This window comes from Streptomyces sp. NPDC005566 (assembly GCF_040605575.1).
Lineage (GTDB): Bacteria > Actinomycetota > Actinomycetes > Streptomycetales > Streptomycetaceae > Streptomyces.
Window position 1 is genome coordinate 68,802 of the sequence record NZ_JBEXDB010000008.1, and the last position, 21,052, is coordinate 89,853.

The window sequence follows — 21,052 nt, forward strand, 5'->3', positions numbered from 1 at the left end:
CCACCGCCCGTCACACCCCCCTCGAGCAGGAGATTCGCTGTGACCATCACCCCGCCCGCCCTGAGTGTCTTCGAGACCCTGGAGTCGGAAGTACGCAGCTACTGCCGCGGTTGGCCCGCAGTCTTCGACCGCGCGCAGGGCGCCCGGCTGACGGACGAGGACGGACACTCGTACCTCGACTTCTTCGCCGGTGCCGGATCCCTCAACTACGGCCACAACAACCCGGTGCTGAAACGCGCACTGATCGACTACATCGAGCGCGACGGCATCACCCACGGTCTGGACATGGCCACGACGGCCAAACGCGCCTTCCTCGAGACGTTCCAGAACGTGATCCTGCGCCCCCGTGACCTGCCGTACAAGGTGATGTTCCCCGGCCCGACCGGCACCAACGCCGTCGAGTCGGCGCTGAAGCTCGCCCGCAAGGTCAAGGGCCGCGAGTCCGTCGTCTCGTTCACCAACGCCTTCCACGGCATGTCGCTCGGCTCGCTCGCCGTGACCGGCAACGCCTTCAAACGTGCGGGTGCCGGCATCCCGCTGGTGCACGGCACCCCGATGCCGTTCGACAACTACTTCGACGGCCAGGTCCCCGACTTCCTGTGGTTCGAGCGGCTCCTGGAGGACCAGGGCTCCGGACTCAACAAGCCCGCCGCCGTGATCGTGGAGACCGTGCAGGGCGAGGGCGGGATCAACGTCGCCCGCGCCGAGTGGCTCCGCGCGCTCCAGGACCTGTGCCACCGCCAGGACATGCTCCTGATCGTCGACGACATCCAGATGGGCTGCGGGCGTACCGGCGGCTTCTTCTCCTTCGAGGAGGCCGGCATCGTCCCGGACATCGTCACGCTGTCGAAGTCCATCAGCGGCTACGGCATGCCGATGGCGCTCTGCCTGTTCAAGCCCGAACTGGACATCTGGGAGCCGGGCGAGCACAACGGCACCTTCCGCGGCAACAACCCGGCCTTCGTCACGGCCGCCGCCGCGCTCGACGCCTACTGGGCGGACGGCCAGATGGAGAAGCAGACCCTGGCACGCGGCGAGCAGGTGGAGCGGGCACTGCTCGCGATCTGCGACGAGAACGCGCAGCTCGGCGGTCACTTCCGCGGTCGCGGTCTGGTCTGGGGCCTGGAGTTCCCCGACACCTCGCGCGCCACCGCCGTCTGCGCCCGCGCCTTCGAGCTGGGTCTGCTGCTGGAGACCTCGGGCCCGCAGAGCGAGGTCGTGAAGCTGCTTCCGTCGCTGACCATCACCCCCGAAGAACTGGACGAGGGCCTGCGCACGCTGGCCCGGTCCGTCCGTGAGACCGCCTGACCGGGGTACGCCCCCGGGGCAGGCACATCTGAGCAGTACAGAAGAGAAAGGCACCATCCCACCGTGATCGTCCGATCGTTCAGTGACATCGAGAACACCGACCGGCATGTGAAGGCCGCCTCCGGCACCTGGGAGAGCAAGCGCATCGTGCTCGCCAAGGAGAAGGTGGGCTTCTCGCTCCACGAAACCGTGCTGTACGCGGGCACGGAGACGTCCATGTGGTACGCGAACCACATCGAGGCCGTGCTGTGCACCGAGGGCGAGGCCGAGCTCACCGACGACGAGACCGGCGAGAAGCACTGGATCTCCCCGGGAACGATGTACCTGCTGAACGGGCACGAGCACCACACGCTGCGGCCCAAGACCGACTTCCGCTGCGTGTGCGTCTTCAACCCCCCCGTCACCGGACGGGAGGACCACGACGAGAACGGTGTCTATCCGCTGCTGACAGAGGAGGGCTGAACCATGACCACCGAAGTACGCGCCGACCTGTACCCCTCGCGCGGCGCCGCCGAGATGACCACTCCCCGCCAGGACCCGGTCATCTGGTCCGCGCCGGGCGCACCCGGTCCCGTCGCCGCGAAGGATCTCCAGGGCTACGAGGAGAACGGCTTCCTCACCGTCGACCAGATCATCACCGATGACGAGGTGGCCGGTTACCACGCCGAGCTGGAACGCCTGATCGCCGATCCCGCGGTCCGTGCCGACGAGCGCTCGATCATCGAGCCGACGTCGCAGAGCGTGCGGTCCGTCTTCGAGGTCCACAAGCTCAGCGAGGTCTTCGCCCGGCTCGTGAGCGATGAGCGCGTGGTGGGCAGGGCCCGTCAGATCCTCGGCTCGGACGTGTACGTCCACCAGTCCCGGATCAATGTGAAGCCGGGCTTCGGTGCCTCGGGCTTCTACTGGCACTCGGACTTCGAGACCTGGCACGCCGAGGACGGTCTGCCGAACATGCGGACCGTGTCCGTCTCGATCGCACTGACCGAGAACTACGACACCAACGGCGGGCTGATGATCATGCCCGGTTCGCACAAGTCGTTCCTCGGCTGCGCGGGCGAGACGCCGAAGGACAACTACAAGAGGTCCCTGCAGATGCAGGACGCCGGCACCCCGTCCGACGAGGCGCTGACGAAGATGGCCGACCGGCACGGCATCAAGCTCTTCACGGGCAGGGCCGGTTCGGCGACCTGGTTCGACTGCAACTGCATGCACGGCTCGGGGGACAACATCACCCCGTACGCGCGCAGCAACGTCTTCATCGTGTTCAACAGCGTGGACAACACCGCCGAGGAGCCCTTCGCGGCTCCGATCCGCCGTCCTGAGTTCATCGGGGCGCGCGACTTCACACCGGTGAAGTAGACGTACGACGGTTCGGTGGGGGCGGGACGCATCGCGTTCCGCCCCCATCGGCGTGTCCGGGCCGGGTTCAGCCGGTGCGCCCGGCTCTGCGCCGCAGCCCTTCGGCGAGCGCCGCGTCGTCGAAGGCGCCGGCGGCGAGCCGGGCCGCGACCGTCCGCTTCACGATGCGGTCGGTGAGGGCCGGGGCATGCCTGGCGAGCGCCATTTCGACCCGTCCGCGGCGCGTCGTCGCGACGTCGCGGGGTGCCCGCGCGGCGGCGACGGCGGAGACCACCGCGGACACCACCCCCTCGACCGGCTCGGGCGTGGACACCCCGTCGAGGGAGAGTCCCGCCGCGCGTGTGCTGTCATGGATCGGACTGCTCACCATGCTCGGGTACACGGTGGTGACCCCCACGTGCGAGCCGACCTCCAGCCGCAGCGTGTCCGCGTACGCGGCGAGGGCACGCTTGGAGACCCCGTAGGCGGCGGCGAGGGGCAGCGGCAGCGCTGCCATGCGCGAGGCGATGAACACCACGCGCCCACGGGCCTGTTCGAGGTACGGAAGCGTGGTCGCCGTCACCTCCCAGGCTGCGAGGAGGTTGAGCCGTATCTGAGCCCGTACCTCGTCGGAGGGCCGCAGCTCCGCGGGCGCGGGACCGCCCCTGCCCGCGTTGTTGACGAGGACGTCGACCCCACCGCCGAGCAGCCGCACGGCCTCCTCGACCCCCTTGGTGACCGATTCGGGGTCGGTCAGATCGCAGGCCACGACCGGCGTGGGCCCCGTCCCGTCCGCCACCAGGTCCAACCCGACGACTCGTGCGCCGAGTTCGGTGAAGCGTTCGCTGATCGCCCGGCCGAAGGTCCCCGCGGCGCCCGTCACGATCACCCGCCGCCCCGTGAGGGACGGCGCGGCGTTCCGCCGGTCGGCGAGGTCCTCCTTCACCTGGCGGAGGTACCGGTCCACGTCGATGCGCATGTGCGGGCGCTTCTCGCCCCATCTGGCCCGCGCCGCACCCAGTTCCGCGGTCACCGTCGCGTGCATCCGCTCCCGCGACGGCAGGCGGCGCCCGGAGAGGTGCGCGGCCAGCAGCCTGCTCTGCGCCTCCACGACCGGGAGAGCCGAGCCCGTCGACTGCATCAGGCCGATGAAGGACAGTGCGGGCTCGTCCAGCGGGAAGACGTGCCGGTAGAGCGGCAGTCGGGCGGGGTCGGGGACCAGCTCCGGATCGAGGAAGGGGACGGTCGCACGGTATCCGGTGCACCACAGGATGTGGTCCACCTCGTCCTCGCGCCCGTCGGTGAAGCGCACCCGGAGTCCGTCGAGGCTTTCGATGCCCGCCCGTACGCCGATCTTCCCTTCCGCCACCAGTGCCGGAACCGTGTCGCTCAGCGTCGGATGGTCCTGGAGCACCCCTTCCGGGGACGGGGGCAGTGCCGGCCCGTCTCCTCCCGGGGCGGCGAGCCGCAGCATCGTCTGGGAGACCCGCTGGCGCAGCCGCCAGGGAAGGACGGCGGCGAGGGCTCCGTTCCACTGGTCGGTGGGCCGGCCCAGCAGCCGCTTGGGCAGCACCCACACACCGCGCCGGGCGGACAGCGAGACCTCCCTCGCGTGCCACACAAGCTCTGTCGCGATGTCCATCGCGGAGTTGCCGGTGCCCACGACGAGTACCCGGCGGCCCGTGAATTCCGAGGGGTCGCGGTAGGTGTGCGCATGCGAGGCCGTCCCCTCGAACCGGCCGGGGTACGGCGGTTCGGGCAGACGCGGTGTGTGGTTGTGCCCGTTCGCGACCACGAGGTGGGTGACGGTCTCCTCACTCACCCCGTCCGGGCCGGTCAGTTCGAGCAGCCAGCCCGCAGGGGTGCGGCGCGCGGCGACGAGTTCCGTGTTCAGCCGGTAGGACCGCTCGACGCCGAAGCGCTGCGCGTATCCCTGTACGTAGGACAGGAGCTGGCCGCGCGAGGGGTAGTCGGGCCAGTCGGCGGGCATCGGGTGGTCGCTGAACTCGGTGCGCGGCTTCGAGGTGTTGAGCCGCAGCCCCTGGTACGCGGCGGTGTCCTCGGCGAGCCTCCACAGCCCGCCCAACTCCCCTGCCCGCTCGATGCCGCACACGTCCACGCCCGCCTCGCGAAGCGCCTTGACTGCCGCGATGCCCGCGATCCCGCCCCCGATGACCGCCACCCGCACCGCCGTACCCTGCCCTGCGTCCATCGTGCCGCGCCCTCTCCCGGAATTAATCCAACGGTGGATGGATTATTACCTCGTCTGCGGCAACGGCACCAGCCCCCGCCGCCCCGTCGGCGGGCGGCGAGCCGTAGAGGGCCTCCAGGAATCCGCGCACCCAGACGCGGAATTCATAGCGCTCGCGCTCCCGCCCGGCGGGCGAGGCAGCCGCCAGCGCCGTGACGTGCCCGTGCGCCGCCCAGACCAGGCTGCGCACGGTGACGTGCGGAGTCGTCTCCCGCACCGTCCCCGCGCGGGCCGCCTCCAGCAGGACCCTCTCGACCTCGCCGTACAGCGGCAGCGCGTACGCCTCGTCCAGCCCCGCGCCGCGAGCCGGGTCGAGCCATCGGCGCAGCCACAGGAAGGTCGTGTGCGGGTTCCCCTCCAGGAAGCCCACGAAACCTTCGGCGAGCGCGCGCAGCGCCGCGGCGAAGGGTGCCCCGCCGTGCGCGGCGGCACGGCCCAGCTCCGCGACGAGCGGGGCCAGCGCCGCCCGCTCCGCCTCGTGCACCCGCTCGAAGCACGCGTCGTAGAGGGCGTTCTTCGACGGGAAGTGGTGGTGCAGGCTCGACACGTCGATGCCCACCCGAGCCGCGATGTCGCGCAGCGACGTGCCCTCCGGCCCCCGCGCGGCGAAGAGTTCCGTCGCCTCCCGCAGGATCAGCTCGCGGGTCGAAGGGCCCTCCCGCTCCTCCCGTCGGGGCCGGCCGGGTCCGCGCCGGGCCGGCAGATCTTTCGGTGTCGTGACGCTCTTCCTCATCCGGCCCAGTCTGGCTAGGATCCGCAGACTCCGCAATCACACAGGTGAGGGATAAATGGACGCCGATGCTCGACCCGAGTCCTCCCCTCCGGGACACAAGGGCTCCATAGCCGGCGAGGCGGGCGGGGACGTGCCCCGCCCCGCACTCGTGCGCTACGCGCTCGGCTCGGCCGGCATGGGCGTCTACGTGACCGTCCCCGGCCTGCTGCTCCTGTACTTCCTCACCGACACGCTCGGTGTGGCTCCCTGGCTGGCCGGTCTCACCCTGCTCGCGCCGAAGGTCGTGGACGTCGTCGTCCATCCCTTCATCGGTTCACTCTCCGACCGGGAACGCGCCCTTCGCGGGAACAGGCTGCGGCTCCTCACTGCCGGCTGCGCCCTCGCTCCGGCCTTCGTCGCGCTCTTCGCGGTTCCCGGACCCGTGGCCGACCGGCCCTGGGCCGCGGCCGTCTGGGTCGCCGGCTGGTTCGTCGTCGCCAACACCCTTTTCGCTTCGTACCAGGTGCCCTACCTCGCCACGCCCACCGATATGACGGTCGGCTACCACGGCCGGACCCGGGTGCTCTCCTTCCGCATGGTGGTCCTCACGGTCGGCATCCTGATCGGCGGGGCGCTGTCACCGCTCCTCGCGGGGGAGGGCGACTCGGTCGCCCGCTACGTGGTCATGGCTCTCGTCCTCGGCGTCTTCACCGCCGTCTTCCAGGTCGTCGGCGTGGGCGGTGTGCGCGACCTCCTGCCCGCGGAAAGACCGTCCGTGGCCCCGCGGAGCGCGCGGGCCGCGGCGCCCGCCCGGCGGCGGGGGCCCAGGTCGGCCCCGGCGGAGGTACTGGACGTACTGCGCCGCAACGTGCCGTTCCGCATCCTCGCCCTGGCCTACCTCCTCGCCTCCGCCACCACCCACCTCGTCCTCGCCGGCCTGCCGTACTACACGCGCCACGAACTGCACCGGCCCGGCTTCACGACCGTCCTGATGGCAGCGTTCGTCGCGCCCGCCCTGCTGACCACCCCCCTGTGGTTCCGCCTCTCGCGGCGCTGGGGCAAGCAGCGCTGCCTGCTGGCGGCCCAGGCCGCCTTCGTCGTGGGCGCCCTCGGCCTGGGCGTGGGGGATTCGGCGGGACTCGCGGTGCCCGTCCTGTGCACCCTGGTTCTCGGGGTGTGCTTCGCGGGACTTCAGCTCTTCCCGTTCTCGATGGTCCCCGACACCATCCGTGGGGCGGGAAGCACGGAGACCGAGCGGACCGGCGCCTATACGGGGGTGTGGACCGCGACGGAGTCGGTGGGCGCGGCGGCAGGTCCCTACCTGTACTCGGCGGCCCTCGCCCTCGGTGGGTACGCCGCCGCGCGGGCCGGCCAGGAGGTCACCCAGACCAGTGGCGCGCACACCGCGATCCTCCTGGGCTTCACGGTCGTCCCCGCCCTCCTGATGGCGGGTTCCCTCGTGGTGCAGCTCCGCTACCGCCTCGACGCCCAGGCCGCGCGGGCCTCGGCCCCGACGGAGGACGAACCGGTCAGGTAGGCAGGGGGCGTCGCCCGTTCAACCTCCCGAGGAACGTCCCGGACTTCCTCGCCGCCTTCTTCGCCTCGACAGGCGTCCACCCCCGACGCCGGCCCGAACGACATACCTGCACAGGGCAGTTGATAGCCTTCCATTGCCGGTCACGGCCATGATCGTGCGCACGGCGAAGAGGCGGGGGCCCATGAGAACGGTTCACAGGACGACGGCACTGGTACTGACGGGCCTGCTGGCCGGGTTCGCCCTCGTCGGGTGCGGGGGCGGTGACGACGACGGCTCCGCGAAGAAGTCTGCGGCGGACCTGTTCGACGAGGCCAACGCCACGATGGGCAAGCTGAGTTCTCTGACCATCGAGATCACCAACAAGGTGGGCGACGACACGGTGACGTGGCGGATGTCGACCGACCTGAAGAGCCGGTGCCAGGTGAAGAACACCTTCTCCAGAAGCGGCACCCTGGAACAGATCCGGATCGGCGAGACGGACTACGTCCGTCCGGACACGAAGTACCTGGAGGCCTGGAGCGGCAACGATCTCGACGCCGCCAGGCCGGACGTGTGGGCGAAGGTGCCCGTCGCCAGGTCGAAGCCTGGTGACGGGCTGTCCCAGTGCACCCGTCCGTTCGAGTCGTTCGGTACGGCGACGAAGGGCGAGGCCACCCGCATCGGCGGCCGGAAGGCGCTCGGGCTGAAGGTGACCGATCCGACGGACAAGGAGGGGGCGTACACCTTCTACGTTGCCACCGAAGGCGATCCGCACCTGCTGAAAGCCGATTACAAGGGCGGAAATCAGGTCACCACCACGTCGTTCAGCGATTTCGACGAGCCGTTGGACATCCGGCCGCCCGCGTCCGCGAAGGTGTTCGATTCCAGGGATTCCAAGGGCTAGGGTCTCTCGTTCGGATCGGGCTGGACCAGGGAGCGGGGTGCCAGACCCCGCGAGCCCAGCAAGATCCGAACAAGAGGCCCCGGCCGCGCAGCAACTCGCTGGACCTCAGACCCACCACCAGGAAAAGTGGCGCCCTATGACGTCTCTCGTACAGCACATCACCATCGACTGCGCCGACGCCTACGAGCTGGCCGTCTTCTGGGCCGAGGTCCTCGACTCGGCCGTGTCCGACGACGACGAGCCCGGTGATCCCGAGGCGCTCGTCGAGACGCCCCGTGCCGCACTGCTCTTCGTCACGGTTCCCGAACCCAAGCGCACCAAGAACCGTGTCCACCTGGACCTGCGCCCCGACGACCGGACCCGTGACGCGGAGGTCGAGCGGCTGCTCGCTCTCGGCGCCACGCTCGTCGCCGACCACCGCAAGCCCAACGGGCGGGGCTGGGCGACGATGGCCGACCCCGAGGGCAACGAGTTCTGCGTGGAGTGCAGTGCCGCCGAGCGCGCGGCGCTGAGCGGGACCCGGCTGCCGGTCACCGCGGACGACGTCGCCCGGGCGGTGCACCTCGCGGTCGACGTCCTCAAGGAATCCCCGTCGGACGACTGGCAGGTTCCGGCCGGGTCGTTGGAGTGGACCTGCTGGGAGACCGTCGAGCATCTGAGCGACGACCTCTTCGCGTACGCGGTCCAGCTCGGCCCCCGGAAGCCGCCGACCGACACCGAGGTGCCCTACCGGTGGGCGGCGGAGCGCGAGGGCGGCCCGGCCAACTCGATCTTCGCGGATCCGGCGGCGGGGTCCGCCGGGCTGCTGCAGACCCTGGAGGCGAGCGGCGCCCTGCTCACGGCGATGGTGCGCACGACTCCGCCGACCGTCCGCTCGCACCATTCGCACGGGCTCTCCGACCCTGAGGGCTTCGCCGCGATGGGCATCGTGGAGACCCTCGTGCACACCCATGACATCGCCGAGGGCCTGTCACTGCCCTGGGCGCCGCCCGCCGATCTGTGCGACCGGGTGCTGGCCCGGCTCTTCCCCGGTGCGCCGGACGACGAGGACCGGTGGGCCGTCCTGCTCTGGTCCACCGGTCGCGCGGAGCTGCCGGGCCGCGACCGTGTCACCTCGTGGAAGTGGCACGGCGCGCCCCTGTAGCCCCTACCTGTGGTTGAACCAGGTCGCCGCCGGGAGCAGCTTCCCGTCGTAGTCGAACACCGCCTGGTTCTCCCACGCGTTGCCCGACGAGGGGTCGGCCGGGTCCCAGCCGCTGCCGGTGACCGCGGTCCAGGCCGGCTCCCAGTAGACGGCGCCGAGCCCGCGGCCGTTCGGGACGGCCTCGACGACGTTCATGACGTCGCGGAGGTTGGCCGCCTGGCCGGCCGGGGTCGCCGGGTAGCCGGCGACCAGCTGGGCGGCGGTCGCCACGTTGTTCTCCAGGCCGTCGTCGTCCGCGAGCGTGTGTGCGTACGCGGTCTCGGCGACCAGTACCGGCTTTCCGTACCGGGAGGCGGTGTCGTCGAGGTTGGTCTGGAGCTCGGACAGCGATCCGTGCCAGTAGCCGTAGTAGGAAAGGGCGATGACGTCGAAGGGGACGCCCCGCGACACGGCGTTGTCGAACCACCAGCGGGTGCCGGCGTTGTCGCCGCCCTTGGCGAGGTGCAGCGCCACCTTCGTACCGGAGGAGACCGCCTTCGCGGCGTCGGCTCCGGAGGTCAGGAGGCCGGCCAGCTGGGACCAGTTGTCCGTGGACCCTTCGGGCCACAGCATTCCGGCGTTGGTCTCGTTGCCGATCTGCACCATGTCGGCGGTGGTGCCCTGGGCCTTCAGTGCGTTCAGCACGTCGTACGTGTGGTTGTAGACGTCGGTGCGGAGTTGGCTGTAGCTGTGGCCGGCCCAGGCGGCGGGCTTGATCTGCTTGCCGGGGTCGGCCCAGGCGTCGGAGTAGTGGAAGTCGATGAGCGTCTTCATGCCGAGTGCCTTGGCGCGCTTGGCCATGGCGAGCACACGGGTCTTGTTGTTGTAGCCGTCGGCCGGGTTCACCCAGACCTTGAGGCGCACGTAGTTCATCCCGGAGTTCTTGAGGATGGTCATCGCGTCGCCGGCCGTACCGCTCGCGTTGCGGTAGGTCGCGCCGTGCGCCTCGTTCTTCGGGAGGGTGGAGAGGTCGCCGCCCCTGACGCTCAGCCCGGTGGTTCCCTGGGTGAACGTGATGTCGTCGAAGTTGGCCCACTCCCCCGCGTGCGCGTCGGAGTTGAGGCTGATCGTGCAGGCCCCTCCGGTCACCTTGACGGAGGTGACGAGCCGGATCCAGGCACCGTTGGCGGTGGGCGGCAGGTCGGTGCGCTGCTCGGCGCCGCCGCAGTTGCGCAGTGCTAGGTAGGCCGATTTCTGGCCGCCGCCGGAGCGGACCCAGGCGCTGAGGGTGTACGTGCCGTCGGTGAGGCCGGAGAGGTACTGGTAGGTCTCGACCTTGTACGCCGAGGCGGACCAGTGGCTGAGCCTGGTGCTGCCGGCGTGGCCTCCCGCCTCGGTGAAGGAGGCGGCGGACTGCCCGCCCGCCGAGTAGGTCGACCAGCCTGTGCTGCCCGATTCGAAACCGGGGTTGGCGGGGGTGGTGGCCGCGTGGGCGGCCTGGGCGGGGAGGGCGGCGAACAGCAGGCCGGCGAGTGCGGCCACCGTTCCTGCGGTTCTGCGGGTGTGCGTCGTTCCGTACATCGTCGATGTCCCTTCGACAGTTGTGCGGGGTAACGGGGATGTGCGTCCGTGTCGTGCGGGGGGTGCCTCGGTGCGCCTCAGCCGTCGAGCCGTACGACGCGCACCGCGCCCGCCGGTACGGCGAGCGAGTGCGCGGCGGGCTCGCCGGTGAGGAGTTCGGTGCCGGGGGCGTCCAGCGCCACCTCGGTGTCGGTGTCCGTGTGGTTGATCGCGAAGAGGTACGTGCCGTTGTCCCCGGTGCGCCGTACGACCTCGACGTCGCGGGCGAGGCCGGTGCGCGGCACGATGGCGGCGTCGGCGCAGGCACGGTCCAGGACGGCGTCCAGGTGGGGGCCGGAGAGTCGGGTGGAGACGTACCAGGCGGTGCCTTCGCCGAGTTGGTGGCGGGTGACGGCGGGGCAGCCGGCCGGGATGCCGTCGGCGTACGACCAGACGGTCTCGGCGCCGCGCGGAATCACCACGTCCGTCCAGAGGTCCCCGGTCAGGTCGGGTCCTTCGGGGGCGCCCTCGGGGGTGATCAGGCGGACCGTCTCCCCTTCGCCGAGCGGGGAGAACTCCTCGATCGTCAGGCCCAGGACGTCCCGCAGCGCGCCCGGGTAGGGGCCGGGGTGGACGGCGTCGTGGGTGTCGACGATGCCGGAGAAGTACGAGACGACGAGGGTGCCGCCGTTCTCGACGTAGCGGCGCAGGTTGCGGCCGGTGTCCTCGGTGGCGAGGTAGAGGGCGGGGACGACGACGAGGGGGTACGCGGACAGGTCGGCGTCCGGGTGGGCGAAGTCGACGGTGAGGTGGCGGTCGTAGAGCGAGGCGTAGAAGGTGTCGGCGCGCTCGCGGGCGTCGTGGTCCTCGCTGGGGCGCCACTCCAGGGCCTGCGCCCACCAGGACTGCCAGTCCCAGAGCATCGCGGCGTCGGCGACCGTACGGGTGCCCCGGATGCCCTCCAGCAGGCCGAGGCCGGCACCGAGCGCCGTCACCTCGCGCCAGACGCGGGAGTCGGTGCCGGCGTGCGGGAGCATCGCGGAGTGGAACTTCTCGGCGCCGCGCCGGGACTGGCGCCACTGGAAGAACATCGCGCCTTCGGAGCCGCGGGCGACGTGGGCGAGGCTGTTGCGGGCCATTTCGCCGGGGCGCTTGGCGGGGTTGCGGGGCTGCCAGTTGACGCCGCTGGTGGAGTGCTCCAGGAGCAGCCAGGGGGCACCGCCCGCCACCGAGCGGGTGAGGTCGGCGGCCATGGCGAGGTTGACGTGGGTGCGGCGGCCGTCGGTGATCAGGTAGTGGTCGTTGGTGACGATGTCGACCTCGCGGCCCCAGGCCCAGTAGTCGACGGAGTCGCACTGGCTGAGGGCGGTCATGAAGTTGGTCGTGACGGGGACGCCGGGGGCGAGCCGGTGCAGGATGTCGCGTTCGGCGGTGAAGTTCTCGCGCATGGTGGCGTCGGCGAAGCGGGCGTAGTCCAGCTGCTGGGCGGGGTTGCCCACCGTGGGGGTGGTGCGGGGCGGGTCGATCTCGTCGAGGGTGCGGTAGCGCTGACCCCAGAAGTTGGTGCCCCAGGCCTCGTTGACCGCTTCGGCGGAGCCGTGCCGGCCGGTGAGCCAGCGGCGGAAGTGGGCGGCGCAGTTGTCGCAGTAGCAGGCGCTGACGGGGACGCCGTACTCGTTGTGGACGTGCCACATCGCGAGGGCCGGGTGGCTCGCGTACCGGCGGGCGAGCTGTTCGGTGATGTTCGCCGCTGCCGCGCGGTACGGGGCCGAGCTGTGGCAGATCGCGCCGCGTGATCCGAAGGCGTGGCGGACCCCGTCGCGGCTGACCGGGAGGGCTTCGGGGTGGGCGCGGTAGAACCAGGCGGGCGGGGCGACGGTGGGGGTGCCGAGGTCGGCGCGGATGCCGTTGACGTGCAGCAGGCCCAGGAGGCGGTCGAGCCATCCGAAGTCGTAGCTGCCCGGTTCGGGTTCCAGCAGCGCCCAGGAGAAGATCCCGACGCTGACCATGGTGACGCCGGCTTCCCGCATGAGGCGCACGTCCTCGTGCCAGACCTCCTCGGGCCACTGCTCGGGGTTGTAGTCGCCGCCGAAGGCCAGCTTGTGCAGACCGATCGGGGTGGGAGCGGGCGCTGCGTGCGGCATGGACGTCTCCTGGCTCTTTGGAACAACTTCTGGGAACGTGCACACACACTCGTGGCGACGCAGGGCCAACATAACCGCACAGCAACAACCATTGACAAGTGTCGGTTTCGTTTCTCTACTGTGAACGCTCACAGCGTCCGATCGGCCCGTCCGCCGATGCGCCCGCCCAGTCTCGTCAGGGGAGAAACCATGAAATACCGCTCCGTCGCGGTGATCACCGCAGCCGCACTCGCCGCCACCGCCCTGCTCTCGGGCTGCGGTTCCTCGGACGACGGGGGCGACGAGCCGGCAGCCTCCGGGCCCGCATCACTGACCTACTGGGCCTGGGCGCCCGGCCTGGACAAGGTCGCGGACATCTGGAACGAGGGCCCGGGCAAGGAAGCCGGCATCACGGTCACGGTGAAGAAGCAGGCGTCGGGCGACGACCTCGTCACCAAGATCATCACGGCGGCCAAGGCGCACAAGGCCCCTGACCTCGTCCAGGCCGAGTACCAGGCACTCCCCACCCTGGTCTCCAACGACGTCCTCGCCGACATATCCAAGGAGGCGGGCGACGCCAAGGGCGCGTTCGCCGAGGGGATCTGGCAGCAGACCACCCTGGGCTCGGACGCCCTGTACGCCCTGCCGCAGGACTCGGGCCCGCTGATGTTCTACTACCGCCAGGACCTCTTCGAGCAGTACGGCCTGACCGTGCCCACCACCTGGGACGAGTTCGCCGAGACTGCCCGCGCCTTGAAGAAAAAGGCGCCCGACAAGGACCTCACGACCTTCTCCTCCAACGACTCCGGCCTCTTCGCAGGCCTCGCCCAGCAGGCCGGGGCGCAGTGGTGGACGACCGGCGGCGACAAGTGGAAGGTCGCGATCGACGACCCCGCCACGCAGAAGGTCGCCGACTTCTGGGGCGGCCTCGTCAAGGAGGGCGCCATCGACAACCAGCCGATGTACACCCCGGCCTGGAACAAGGCACTCAACACCGGCGAGCAGGTGGCCTGGGTCAGCGCCGTCTGGGCGCCGGGCACCCTGACCACAGCGGCGCCGGAGACGAAGGGCAAGTGGGCGATGGCCCCGCTCCCCCAGTGGACGGCCGGCGAGAGCATCACCGGCAGCTGGGGCGGCTCCTCCACCGCGGTCACCAACGACTCCAAGAACAAGAAGGCCGCGGCCACCTTCGCGAAGTGGCTGAACACGGACCCGGCCGCGCTCGCCGCCCTCGTCAAGGAGAGCGGCATCTACCCCGCCGCGACGGCCGCCCAGACCGGTGGGGCGCTCGCCCAGGCCCCGGACTACTTCTCCAACCAGCCCGACTTCTACACCGAGGCCGCGAAGATCGCCCAGGGCACCGCGCCCGCCGCGTGGGGCCCGAACGTCAACGTCGCGTACACCGCCTTCAAGGACAACTTCGCGCAGGCCGCCAAGAACAGGTCGGACTTCGGTACCGCGCTGACCGCGATGCAGGACGCCACCGTCGCCGACCTCAAGAAGCAGGGCTTCGGAGTTTCCGAGTGACACGCGCAAACCGCAGGAGGCCGTACGGGGTCAAGAGCGCCCCGTACGCCTTCCTGATACCCGCGACCGTCCTCTTCCTGCTCTTCTTCGCGCTGCCCATCGGGTACGCGCTCTACCTGAGCTTCCGCAGGACCGAGGTCAAGGGGCTCGGGCTGGGCAAGGGCGCCCGGGACGAGATCTGGGCGGGACCGGCCAACTACACCGACGCGCTCTCCGACCCGGAGCTGCTGCACGGTGCACTGCGCATCCTCGGGTACGGCGCGATCGTCGTCCCCGTGATGCTCGGGCTCGCCCTGCTGTTCGCCCTGCTGCTGGACACCGAACGGGTCCGGCTGCGCGGCTTCACCCGGCTGGCCATCTTCCTGCCGTACGCGATCCCGGGTGTCATCGCCGCACTGATGTGGGGCTTCCTGTACCTGCCCGACGTCAGCCCCTTCCTCTTCCTGCTCGACAGGGCGGGGCTGCCGCAGCCGGACCTCCTGGACGGTGGCCCGCTGTACCTCTCCCTCGCCAACATCGCGGTGTGGGGCGGCACCGGCTTCAACATGATCGTGATCTACACGTCGCTGCGGGCGATCCCCGTCGAGATCTTCGAGGCCGCGCGTCTCGACGGCTGCTCCCAGCTGCAGATCGCGCTGCGGATCAAGATCCCGATGGTGGCGCCCTCGCTGATCCTGACGTTCTTCTTCTCGATCATCGCGACGCTCCAGGTGTTCAGCGAGCCCACCACGCTGAAGCCTCTGACCAACTCGCTCTCCACCACCTGGAGTCCGCTGATGAAGGTCTACCAGGACGCCTTCGTCAACAACGACATCTACGCGGCGGCGGCGCAGGCGGTCATCATCGCCCTGGCCACGCTGGCCCTGTCCTTCGGCTTCCTCAAGGCGGCCAACTCCCGTACGAAGCAGGGAGACTCCCGATGAGTACGCAGTCCCTCGCCACCGGACCCCGACGGTTCCCGCTCGTCCCGACGGCCGCCCTGCTCCTCGGCGCCCTGTACTGCCTGCTGCCCGTCGTCTGGGTCCTGGTCGCCTCGACCAAGTCCGGCAGCGAGCTGTTCTCCACCTTCACCTTCCTGCCCGGCTCCGGTTTCACCGACAACGTCGCCGACCTGACGGCGTACCGGGACGGCGTGTACTGGAAGTGGATGGCCAACTCGGCCTTCTACGCCGGAGTGGGCGCCCTGCTGTCCACGGCGGTGTCCGCTGTCTCGGGGTACGCGCTGGCCGTGTACCGCTTTCGCGGCAAGGAGACCGTCTTCAACATCCTGCTGGCCGGGGTGCTGATGCCGCCGGTGATCCTCGCGGTACCGCAGTACCTGCTGCTGGCCAAGGCCGACATGACCGACTCCTACCTCTCGGTGCTGCTGCCGGTGATCCTCTCCCCGTACGGCGTCTACCTGGCCCGGATCTACGCCGCGGCGGCCGTGCCGGCCGATGTGATCGAGGCCGGACGGATGGACGGCGGCAGCGAGTGGCGGATCTTCCGGACCATCGCGCTGCCGATGATGGTGCCGGGACTGGTGACGGTGTTCCTGTTCCAGTTCGTGGCGGTCTGGAACAACTTCCTGCTGCCCTACATCATGCTCGGCGACGACGAGAAGTTCCCGGTGACCCTGGGGCTCTACACACTGCTGCAGCAGGGTTCGAACACCCCGGCGCTGTACACGCTGGTCATCACCGGCGCGCTGCTGGCGATCATTCCGCTGATCGCCCTGTTCCTCGTGATCCAGCGGTTCTGGAGCCTCGACCTGCTCTCCGGCGCCGTAAAGTCCTGACAGCTCCTCAACAGGGCTTCCCTTGATGAAAGATCAAGCAACATGAGCCGCACTGAACAGAACGGCACGGGACGCCGCCGACCGCCGACGATCCACGATGTCGCGCGGGAGGCCGGAGTCTCCCGGGGTACGGTCTCGCGCGTACTCAACGGCGGCCACAACGTCAGCCCCGCCGCGCTCGACGCGGTCAACTCCGCCATACACAAGACCGGTTACACCGTGAACCGGCACGCCCGGTCGCTGATCACCGGCCGTTCCGACTCCGTGGCGTTCCTGCTGACCGAGCCGCAGGAGCGGTTCTTCGAGGACCCGAACTTCAACGTGCTGCTGCGCGGCTGCACCACGGCGCTCGCCGCCCACGACATACCGCTGCTGCTGATGATCGCGGGGACGGAGGCGGAGCGCCGCCGGAACATGCGGTACATCGCCGGGCACGTCGACGGGGTGCTGCTGGTCTCCAGCCACTCCGGCGACCCGGTCGCCGCCCAGCTGCACGAGGCAGGCGTCCCGCTGGTCGCCTGTGGGAAGCCGCTCGGCCAGGGCTCGAAGGTCAGCTACGTCGCTGCGGCCGACCGGGACGGCGCACGGGACATGGTGCGGTTCCTGTACGAGTCCGGGCGCCGCCGGATCGCCACGGTCACCGGCCCCTTGGACACCCCCGGCGGCGTGGAGCGGCTGGCGGGTTACCGCGAGACGCTCGCCGAGTGCGGGCTGCCCTTCGACGAGGCGCTGGTCGTGCCGGGCGACTACAGCCGCGCGGGCGGTCAGGCCGCGGCATCGCTCCTGCTGGAGCGCGCACCGGACATCGACGCGGTGTTCGTGGCGTCCGACCTGATGGCGCAGGGGGTGCTGACCGCCATGGAGCAGGCGGGCCGGCGCGTGCCGCAGGACATCGCGGTCGGCGGTTTCGACGACTCCCCCGCGGCGCTCGCGGCCCGTCCCGCGCTGACGACGGTCCGCCAGCCGTGGGACCGGATCAGCTCCGAGATGGTACGGGTGCTGCTGGCGCAGATCGGAGGGGAGGACCCGGCCGCGGTCATCCTGCCCACCGAACTGGTCCGGCGGGACTCGGCGTGACGCCGTCGGACGGGCCCGGCGCCCTTCCGTGAGCACACGCACGGCCCCCTGACGGTCCTTCGCCCGTCAGGGGGCCGCGGTACGCGGTGTGCCGGCCGCCGGGTTACCGGTCCTGCAGCGCCGGGTAGTCGGTGTAGCCCTTCGCCTCGCCGCCGAAGAAGGTCGAGGGGTCGGGGGTGTTGAACGGCCCGCCGGCCTTCAGCCGCGCCGGCAGGTCCGGGTTGGCGAGGAACAGCGCGCCGTAGGAGATGAGGTCCGCGATCCCGTCGTCGATCACCGTGTGGTGCTCCGGTCCGGTCGGCCCTTCGGTGAACACGTTGAGGACCACGGTTCCGGAGAACTGCTTGCGCAGCGCGAGCGTCAGCTCACGGATCTCGGTCTGCTCCAGGATGTGCAGGTAGGCGAGGCCGAGCGGTTCGAGCTCCGCGACGAGCGCGGTGTAGACGGCGTCGGGGGCGGGCTCCTCGATACCGTTGAACGGGTTGCCGGGCGAGATGCGCAGCCCGGTGCGCTCCGCGCCGATCTCGGCGACGACGGCCTTGGCCACCTCGACGGCGAACCGGGTGCGGGCCTGCTCGGAACCGCCCCACTCGTCGGTGCGCAGGTTGGTGTTGGGTGCGAGGAACTGGTGGATCAGGTAGCCGTTGGCGCCGTGCAGCTCGACCCCGTCGAAGCCCGCGTCGACGGCGTTGCGGGCGGCCGAGACGAAGTCCTCGATGGTCGACCGGATCTCGGCGTCGGTCAGCTCGCGCGGTTCGACGAAGTCCTTCGGGCCCACCTGGGTGTAGACCTGGCCGGGCGCCGCGACCGGGGAGGGGGCGACCGGGGTGAGTCCGTCCGGCAGCAGTACGGGGTGGCCGATCCTGCCCGCGTGCATGATCTGGGCGAAGATGCGCCCGCCGGCCTCGTGGACGGAGTCGGTGACCCTGCGCCACGAGGCGACCTGCTCGGCACTGTGCAGTCCGGGGGTGGCGGGGTAGCCCTGGCCCACCACCGACGGCTGGATGCCCTCGGTGATGATCAGTCCGGCCGAGGCGCGCTGGGTGTAGTACTCGACGACGAGATCGGTGGCCGTACCGCCGTCTCCGGCCCGGCTCCGGGTCATCGGAGCGAGCGCTATGCGGTTGGCGAGCTGCGTACCGGAGAGGTCGATGGGGTCGAACACGGTGGTCATGGAAGCTCCCGTGGGATTTACATGGTCGGCCAAGTAATTATCTCCGCGCCACTGTAACCCATTAATTGGCCGACCAAGGTAATGTTCATGGAGACGTCATGGACCAGGCGACGTCGAGGACCCGGCAGCGGAATCGACCGGGCAGCACCACCGCCCCGAGGAGCCCCGATGAAGGCCGACAGCACGGCCCCCGCAGATCCCGTCTGTGCCGAGGCACTGCCCAGCGCCGCCCGCGGCGGCCCCGTCAGCCATGCGGTTTCACGCATCGCCAGGCTGCACCGGATCGCGGCGGGCAGGCTGCTCAAGGGGCTCGGCCTCTATCCCGGCCAGGAACTCCTGATGATGCACCTGTGGGACGGCGGGGCCGTCCGCCAGGCGGAGCTCATCAAGGCCGTGGACCTCGACCCGTCCACCGTCACCAAGATGCTCCAGCGGCTCGACCAGGCCGGGCATGTCCGCCGCTGCCCCGACCCGGACGACCGACGGGCCGTCCTGGTCGAGGCAACCGACGACAGCTGCGGGCTCCACGCCTCGGTGCGCGACGCCTGGTCCAGCCTGGAGGAGCACACCCTCGCGGGACTGGACCCGGCGGAGCGTACGGAGCTGGCCCGGCTGCTGGCCAAGGTCGAGGCGAACCTCTGCCAGGAGACCCAGGAGTGCCCCGGCTCGGAGTGACGGTTCGGGCTCGGAGTGACCGTTCGGGCCGGGAAGGGCTCCCCGGGCGGCCGGTTCAGCCGGAGAGCACATCCAGCGCACGGTCCACGTCGGCCTCGGTGTTGTACAGGTGGAACGCCGCCCGCAGGTTCCCCGCCCGGTCCGAGACCATGACCCCCGCCCGCGTCAGCTCGGCAAGGCGGCCACCGAGTCCGGGCACGGCCACGATCGCCGACTCCCCCGGCACCGCCTCGTGCCCGATCCCGGACAGCCCACTGCGGAAGCGGGCGGCGAGCCCTGTGGCGTGGGCGTACATCGCATCGACTCCGACCTCCGCCAGCAGCTCCAGGGAGCGCTCGGCCCCGTGGTACGCGAGGAAGGCTGCCGGTTCGTCGAAGCGCCGCGCCGTGACGGCCAGCTGCTCGACCGGCCCGTACGTGCTGTTCCAGCGGTCCTCCGCCGAGACCCAGCCCGCGTACACCACGGGCACCGTCTCCTGCGCCTCCTCGGTCACGGTCAGGAACGACGCACCCCGGGGGCACAGCAGGAACTTGAAGCCGCCGGTGACCGTGTAGTCGTACGCCCCGGCGTCCAGGGGCAGCCAGCCCGCGGACTGACTGGCGTCGAGCAGGGTCCGCGCGCCGTGCGCCGCGGCCGCCGCCCGGACCGCGTCCAGGTCGGCGACCCTGCCGTCGGCCGACTGGACGGCCGAGAAGGCGACGAGCGCGGTCTCCGGCCGTACGGACTCGGCGAGATCGTCCAGCGGGACGTACCGCATCTTCAGATCACCGCGGACGGCGAACGGGCTGACGACCGAGCTGAACTCGCCCTCCGGGGCGAGGACCTCGGAGCCCGGCGCCAGGGAGGCCGCGACGAGCCCGACATGGGCGGCGACGGAGCCGCCGGTGGCGACCCGGTCGGGACCGACACCGGCGAGCCGGGCGAAACCGGCCCGGGCGGCGTCCACCGACTCGAAGCTGCCCGCACCGGCCCGACGGCCCGTGGCGTTGTCGTCGGCCAGTTCCTTGACCGCCTCGACGGTCCGGCGGGGCAGCAGACCGCAGCTGGACGTGTTGAGGTAGGTGGTCTCCGGTGCGAACTCGGCGGCTGTGACCTGGTGGATCGTAGACGTCTCCATGCGTCCAGCCTGTCCGCCCCTCAATCCCTCGTCAATCACGAAGAGTTGAGGGGCACACCCAAGAAGTGCTTATGCGTGCCGGTCGGAGGCACCCTGGGGGACCTCGCAGGCCCCGTCCGCGTCGCAGGCGTCGGCGTCCCCGCCGAGGGTGGTGAGCGCGCTGACCGGACGGTCCTTCCACGCCCGCTCCAGCGCCTGGACGAAGACCTCGGAGGGCTGGCCGCCGGAGATTCCGTAGCGTCGGTCGAACACGAAGAACGGCACCGCGTTCGCGCCCAGCTCGGCCGCCTCGCGCTCATCGGCCCGCACCTCGTCGGCGTACGCCGCGGGGTCGGCGAGCACCGCCAGCGACTCCTCCCGGTCGAGCCCCGCCTCCTCGGCGAGGTCGGCGAGCACCGCGTCGTCGAAGACCGAGCGCTCCTCGGCGAAGTTCGCCCGGTAGGCGAGGCTCAGCAGCTCGTCCTGGCGACCGCGCGCCTTGGCCAGGTGCAGCAGCCGGTGGATGTCGAAGGTGCTGCCGTGGTCGCGCCCCTCGGACCGGTAGCCGAGCCCTTCGGACTGCGCGTTCGCCGCGACGTTGGCCTCCATGCCGCGGGCCTCCTCGGGGGTCCGCCCGTACTTCTGCGCCAGCATGTCGATCACCTTCTCGGTGTCGCCCTTTGCCCGCCCGGGGTCCAGCTCGAAGGAACGGTGCACCACCTCGACCTCGTCGCGGTGGGCGAACTCGGCCAGGCCCTTCTCGAAGCGCGCCTTCCCGATGTAGCACCAGGGGCAGGCGATGTCGCTCCAGATCTCGACGCGCATGACTCTTCTTCTCTCCAGCTCTGCCGTACGGGGGCGGAGCCACCCTCCGCCGCCCGTTCAACGTTC

At 70.5% G+C, this 21,052-nt stretch carries 18 protein-coding genes; 11 read left to right on the top strand and 7 right to left on the bottom strand.

The window, feature by feature from the left end:
* Positions 1-39 precede the first annotated feature (39 nt).
* The 3 genes from ectB (at position 40) to thpD (ending at position 2,667) form a co-directional block, all read left to right on the top strand.
* On the top strand, positions 40-1,308 hold the full coding sequence (gene ectB, locus ABZS61_RS14675) for a diaminobutyrate--2-oxoglutarate transaminase (protein ID WP_356419622.1): 1,269 nt from the start codon (positions 40-42) through the stop codon (positions 1,306-1,308).
* Between the two features lie 63 nt (positions 1,309-1,371).
* Positions 1,372-1,770 carry an ectoine synthase gene (locus tag ABZS61_RS14680; protein ID WP_356419625.1) on the top strand — a complete coding sequence of 133 codons (399 nt, stop codon included), beginning with the start codon at positions 1,372-1,374 and terminating at the stop codon, positions 1,768-1,770.
* Positions 1,771-1,773: 3 nt separating this feature from the next.
* Positions 1,774-2,667: an ectoine hydroxylase gene (thpD, locus tag ABZS61_RS14685; protein ID WP_356419628.1), complete on the top strand. Its 894-nt coding sequence runs from the start codon at positions 1,774-1,776 to the stop codon at positions 2,665-2,667.
* A gap of 67 nt (positions 2,668-2,734) precedes the next feature.
* Here thpD and ABZS61_RS14690 read toward each other — a convergent pair whose 3' ends face one another.
* Together ABZS61_RS14690 and ABZS61_RS14695 are read right to left on the bottom strand one after the other, a co-directional pair.
* Positions 2,735-4,858 carry an SDR family NAD(P)-dependent oxidoreductase gene (locus ABZS61_RS14690; RefSeq protein WP_356419631.1) on the bottom strand — a complete coding sequence of 708 codons (2,124 nt, stop codon included), beginning with the start codon at positions 4,856-4,858 and terminating at the stop codon, positions 2,735-2,737.
* A gap of 22 nt (positions 4,859-4,880) precedes the next feature.
* Positions 4,881-5,630 carry a TetR/AcrR family transcriptional regulator gene (locus ABZS61_RS14695; RefSeq protein WP_356419633.1) on the bottom strand — a complete coding sequence of 250 codons (750 nt, stop codon included), beginning with the start codon at positions 5,628-5,630 and terminating at the stop codon, positions 4,881-4,883.
* A gap of 55 nt (positions 5,631-5,685) precedes the next feature.
* On the opposite strand from ABZS61_RS14695, the gene ABZS61_RS14700 reads away from it, so the two are divergent.
* The 3 genes from ABZS61_RS14700 to ABZS61_RS14710 all read left to right on the top strand — a co-directional run bounded on the left by ABZS61_RS14700 (position 5,686) and on the right by ABZS61_RS14710 (position 9,173).
* Positions 5,686-7,146 carry an MFS transporter gene (locus ABZS61_RS14700; protein WP_356419636.1) on the top strand — a complete coding sequence of 487 codons (1,461 nt, stop codon included), beginning with the start codon at positions 5,686-5,688 and terminating at the stop codon, positions 7,144-7,146.
* Positions 7,147-7,327: 181 nt separating this feature from the next.
* A complete protein-coding gene (locus ABZS61_RS14705; protein ID WP_356419639.1) occupies positions 7,328-8,029 on the top strand; it encodes a hypothetical protein in 702 nt (233 codons plus the stop codon).
* 136 nt (positions 8,030-8,165) lie between these two features.
* The gene (locus ABZS61_RS14710; protein ID WP_356419642.1) at positions 8,166-9,173 is read left to right on the top strand and encodes a VOC family protein; all 1,008 of its coding nucleotides are present in this window, start codon (positions 8,166-8,168) and stop codon (positions 9,171-9,173) included.
* A 3-nt stretch (positions 9,174-9,176) separates the two neighbouring features.
* Here the strand turns inward: ABZS61_RS14710 and ABZS61_RS14715 are convergent, their stop codons facing one another.
* Both ABZS61_RS14715 and ABZS61_RS14720 read right to left on the bottom strand, forming a co-directional pair.
* Positions 9,177-10,733, bottom strand: coding sequence for an arabinogalactan endo-1,4-beta-galactosidase (locus ABZS61_RS14715; RefSeq protein WP_356419644.1), 1,557 nt, complete (start codon positions 10,731-10,733; stop codon positions 9,177-9,179).
* Between the two features lie 77 nt (positions 10,734-10,810).
* Positions 10,811-12,856, bottom strand: coding sequence for a beta-galactosidase (locus ABZS61_RS14720; RefSeq protein WP_356419647.1), 2,046 nt, complete (start codon positions 12,854-12,856; stop codon positions 10,811-10,813).
* Positions 12,857-13,045: 189 nt separating this feature from the next.
* Here ABZS61_RS14720 and ABZS61_RS14725 point away from each other — a divergent pair, with 189 nt between their 5' ends.
* Genes ABZS61_RS14725 through ABZS61_RS14740 form a run of 4 tightly spaced genes read left to right on the top strand, consistent with a single transcriptional unit; the run spans position 13,046 to position 17,216 of the window.
* Positions 13,046-14,362, top strand: a complete 1,317-nt coding sequence (locus ABZS61_RS14725) for an extracellular solute-binding protein (protein ID WP_356419649.1) — start codon at positions 13,046-13,048, stop codon at positions 14,360-14,362.
* On the top strand, positions 14,359-15,285 hold the full coding sequence (locus ABZS61_RS14730) for a sugar ABC transporter permease (protein ID WP_356419652.1): 927 nt from the start codon (positions 14,359-14,361) through the stop codon (positions 15,283-15,285). Before ABZS61_RS14725 ends, ABZS61_RS14730 begins: the two co-directional genes overlap by 4 nt.
* Positions 15,282-16,139, top strand: a complete 858-nt coding sequence (locus ABZS61_RS14735) for a carbohydrate ABC transporter permease (RefSeq protein ID WP_356419655.1) — start codon at positions 15,282-15,284, stop codon at positions 16,137-16,139. The genes ABZS61_RS14730 and ABZS61_RS14735 overlap by 4 nt, the downstream gene beginning before the upstream one ends.
* Before the next feature lie 42 nt (positions 16,140-16,181).
* Complete coding sequence (locus ABZS61_RS14740; protein WP_356419658.1) at positions 16,182-17,216, top strand: LacI family DNA-binding transcriptional regulator; 1,035 nt, start codon at positions 16,182-16,184, stop codon at positions 17,214-17,216.
* A 103-nt stretch (positions 17,217-17,319) separates the two neighbouring features.
* On the opposite strand, the gene ABZS61_RS14745 is transcribed toward ABZS61_RS14740, so the two are convergent.
* The gene (locus ABZS61_RS14745; protein ID WP_356419661.1) at positions 17,320-18,390 is read right to left on the bottom strand and encodes an alkene reductase; all 1,071 of its coding nucleotides are present in this window, start codon (positions 18,388-18,390) and stop codon (positions 17,320-17,322) included.
* A 168-nt stretch (positions 18,391-18,558) separates the two neighbouring features.
* On the opposite strand from ABZS61_RS14745, the gene ABZS61_RS14750 reads away from it, so the two are divergent.
* Complete coding sequence (locus ABZS61_RS14750; protein WP_356419664.1) at positions 18,559-19,065, top strand: MarR family winged helix-turn-helix transcriptional regulator; 507 nt, start codon at positions 18,559-18,561, stop codon at positions 19,063-19,065.
* Between the two features lie 55 nt (positions 19,066-19,120).
* On the opposite strand, the gene ABZS61_RS14755 is transcribed toward ABZS61_RS14750, so the two are convergent.
* The gene (locus ABZS61_RS14755; protein ID WP_356419667.1) at positions 19,121-20,182 is read right to left on the bottom strand and encodes an aminotransferase class V-fold PLP-dependent enzyme; all 1,062 of its coding nucleotides are present in this window, start codon (positions 20,180-20,182) and stop codon (positions 19,121-19,123) included.
* A gap of 69 nt (positions 20,183-20,251) precedes the next feature.
* A complete protein-coding gene (locus ABZS61_RS14760; protein WP_356419670.1) occupies positions 20,252-20,986 on the bottom strand; it encodes a DsbA family oxidoreductase in 735 nt (244 codons plus the stop codon).
* Between the last annotated feature and the right edge of the window lie 66 nt (positions 20,987-21,052).

What these genes read in the sequence shown, in the direction of transcription:
- ABZS61_RS14710 (WP_356419642.1), top strand. Translation starts at nt 8,166, where the DNA reads ATGACGTCTCTCGTACAGCACATCACCATCGACTGCGCCGACGCCTAC.
- thpD (WP_356419628.1), top strand. Translation starts at nt 1,774, where the DNA reads ATGACCACCGAAGTACGCGCCGACCTGTACCCCTCGCGCGGCGCCGCC.
- ABZS61_RS14755 (WP_356419667.1), bottom strand. Translation starts at nt 20,182, where the DNA reads ATGGAGACGTCTACGATCCACCAGGTCACAGCCGCCGAGTTCGCACCG.
- ABZS61_RS14725 (WP_356419649.1), top strand. Translation starts at nt 13,046, where the DNA reads ATGAAATACCGCTCCGTCGCGGTGATCACCGCAGCCGCACTCGCCGCC.
- ABZS61_RS14740 (WP_356419658.1), top strand. Translation starts at nt 16,182, where the DNA reads ATGAGCCGCACTGAACAGAACGGCACGGGACGCCGCCGACCGCCGACG.
- ABZS61_RS14750 (WP_356419664.1), top strand. Translation starts at nt 18,559, where the DNA reads ATGAAGGCCGACAGCACGGCCCCCGCAGATCCCGTCTGTGCCGAGGCA.
- ABZS61_RS14715 (WP_356419644.1), bottom strand. Translation starts at nt 10,733, where the DNA reads ATGTACGGAACGACGCACACCCGCAGAACCGCAGGAACGGTGGCCGCA.
- ABZS61_RS14720 (WP_356419647.1), bottom strand. Translation starts at nt 12,856, where the DNA reads ATGCCGCACGCAGCGCCCGCTCCCACCCCGATCGGTCTGCACAAGCTG.
- ABZS61_RS14690 (WP_356419631.1), bottom strand. Translation starts at nt 4,858, where the DNA reads ATGGACGCAGGGCAGGGTACGGCGGTGCGGGTGGCGGTCATCGGGGGC.
- ABZS61_RS14705 (WP_356419639.1), top strand. Translation starts at nt 7,328, where the DNA reads ATGAGAACGGTTCACAGGACGACGGCACTGGTACTGACGGGCCTGCTG.
- ABZS61_RS14735 (WP_356419655.1), top strand. Translation starts at nt 15,282, where the DNA reads ATGAGTACGCAGTCCCTCGCCACCGGACCCCGACGGTTCCCGCTCGTC.
- ABZS61_RS14700 (WP_356419636.1), top strand. Translation starts at nt 5,686, where the DNA reads ATGGACGCCGATGCTCGACCCGAGTCCTCCCCTCCGGGACACAAGGGC.
- ABZS61_RS14745 (WP_356419661.1), bottom strand. Translation starts at nt 18,390, where the DNA reads ATGACCACCGTGTTCGACCCCATCGACCTCTCCGGTACGCAGCTCGCC.
- ABZS61_RS14695 (WP_356419633.1), bottom strand. Translation starts at nt 5,630, where the DNA reads ATGAGGAAGAGCGTCACGACACCGAAAGATCTGCCGGCCCGGCGCGGA.
- ABZS61_RS14760 (WP_356419670.1), bottom strand. Translation starts at nt 20,986, where the DNA reads ATGCGCGTCGAGATCTGGAGCGACATCGCCTGCCCCTGGTGCTACATC.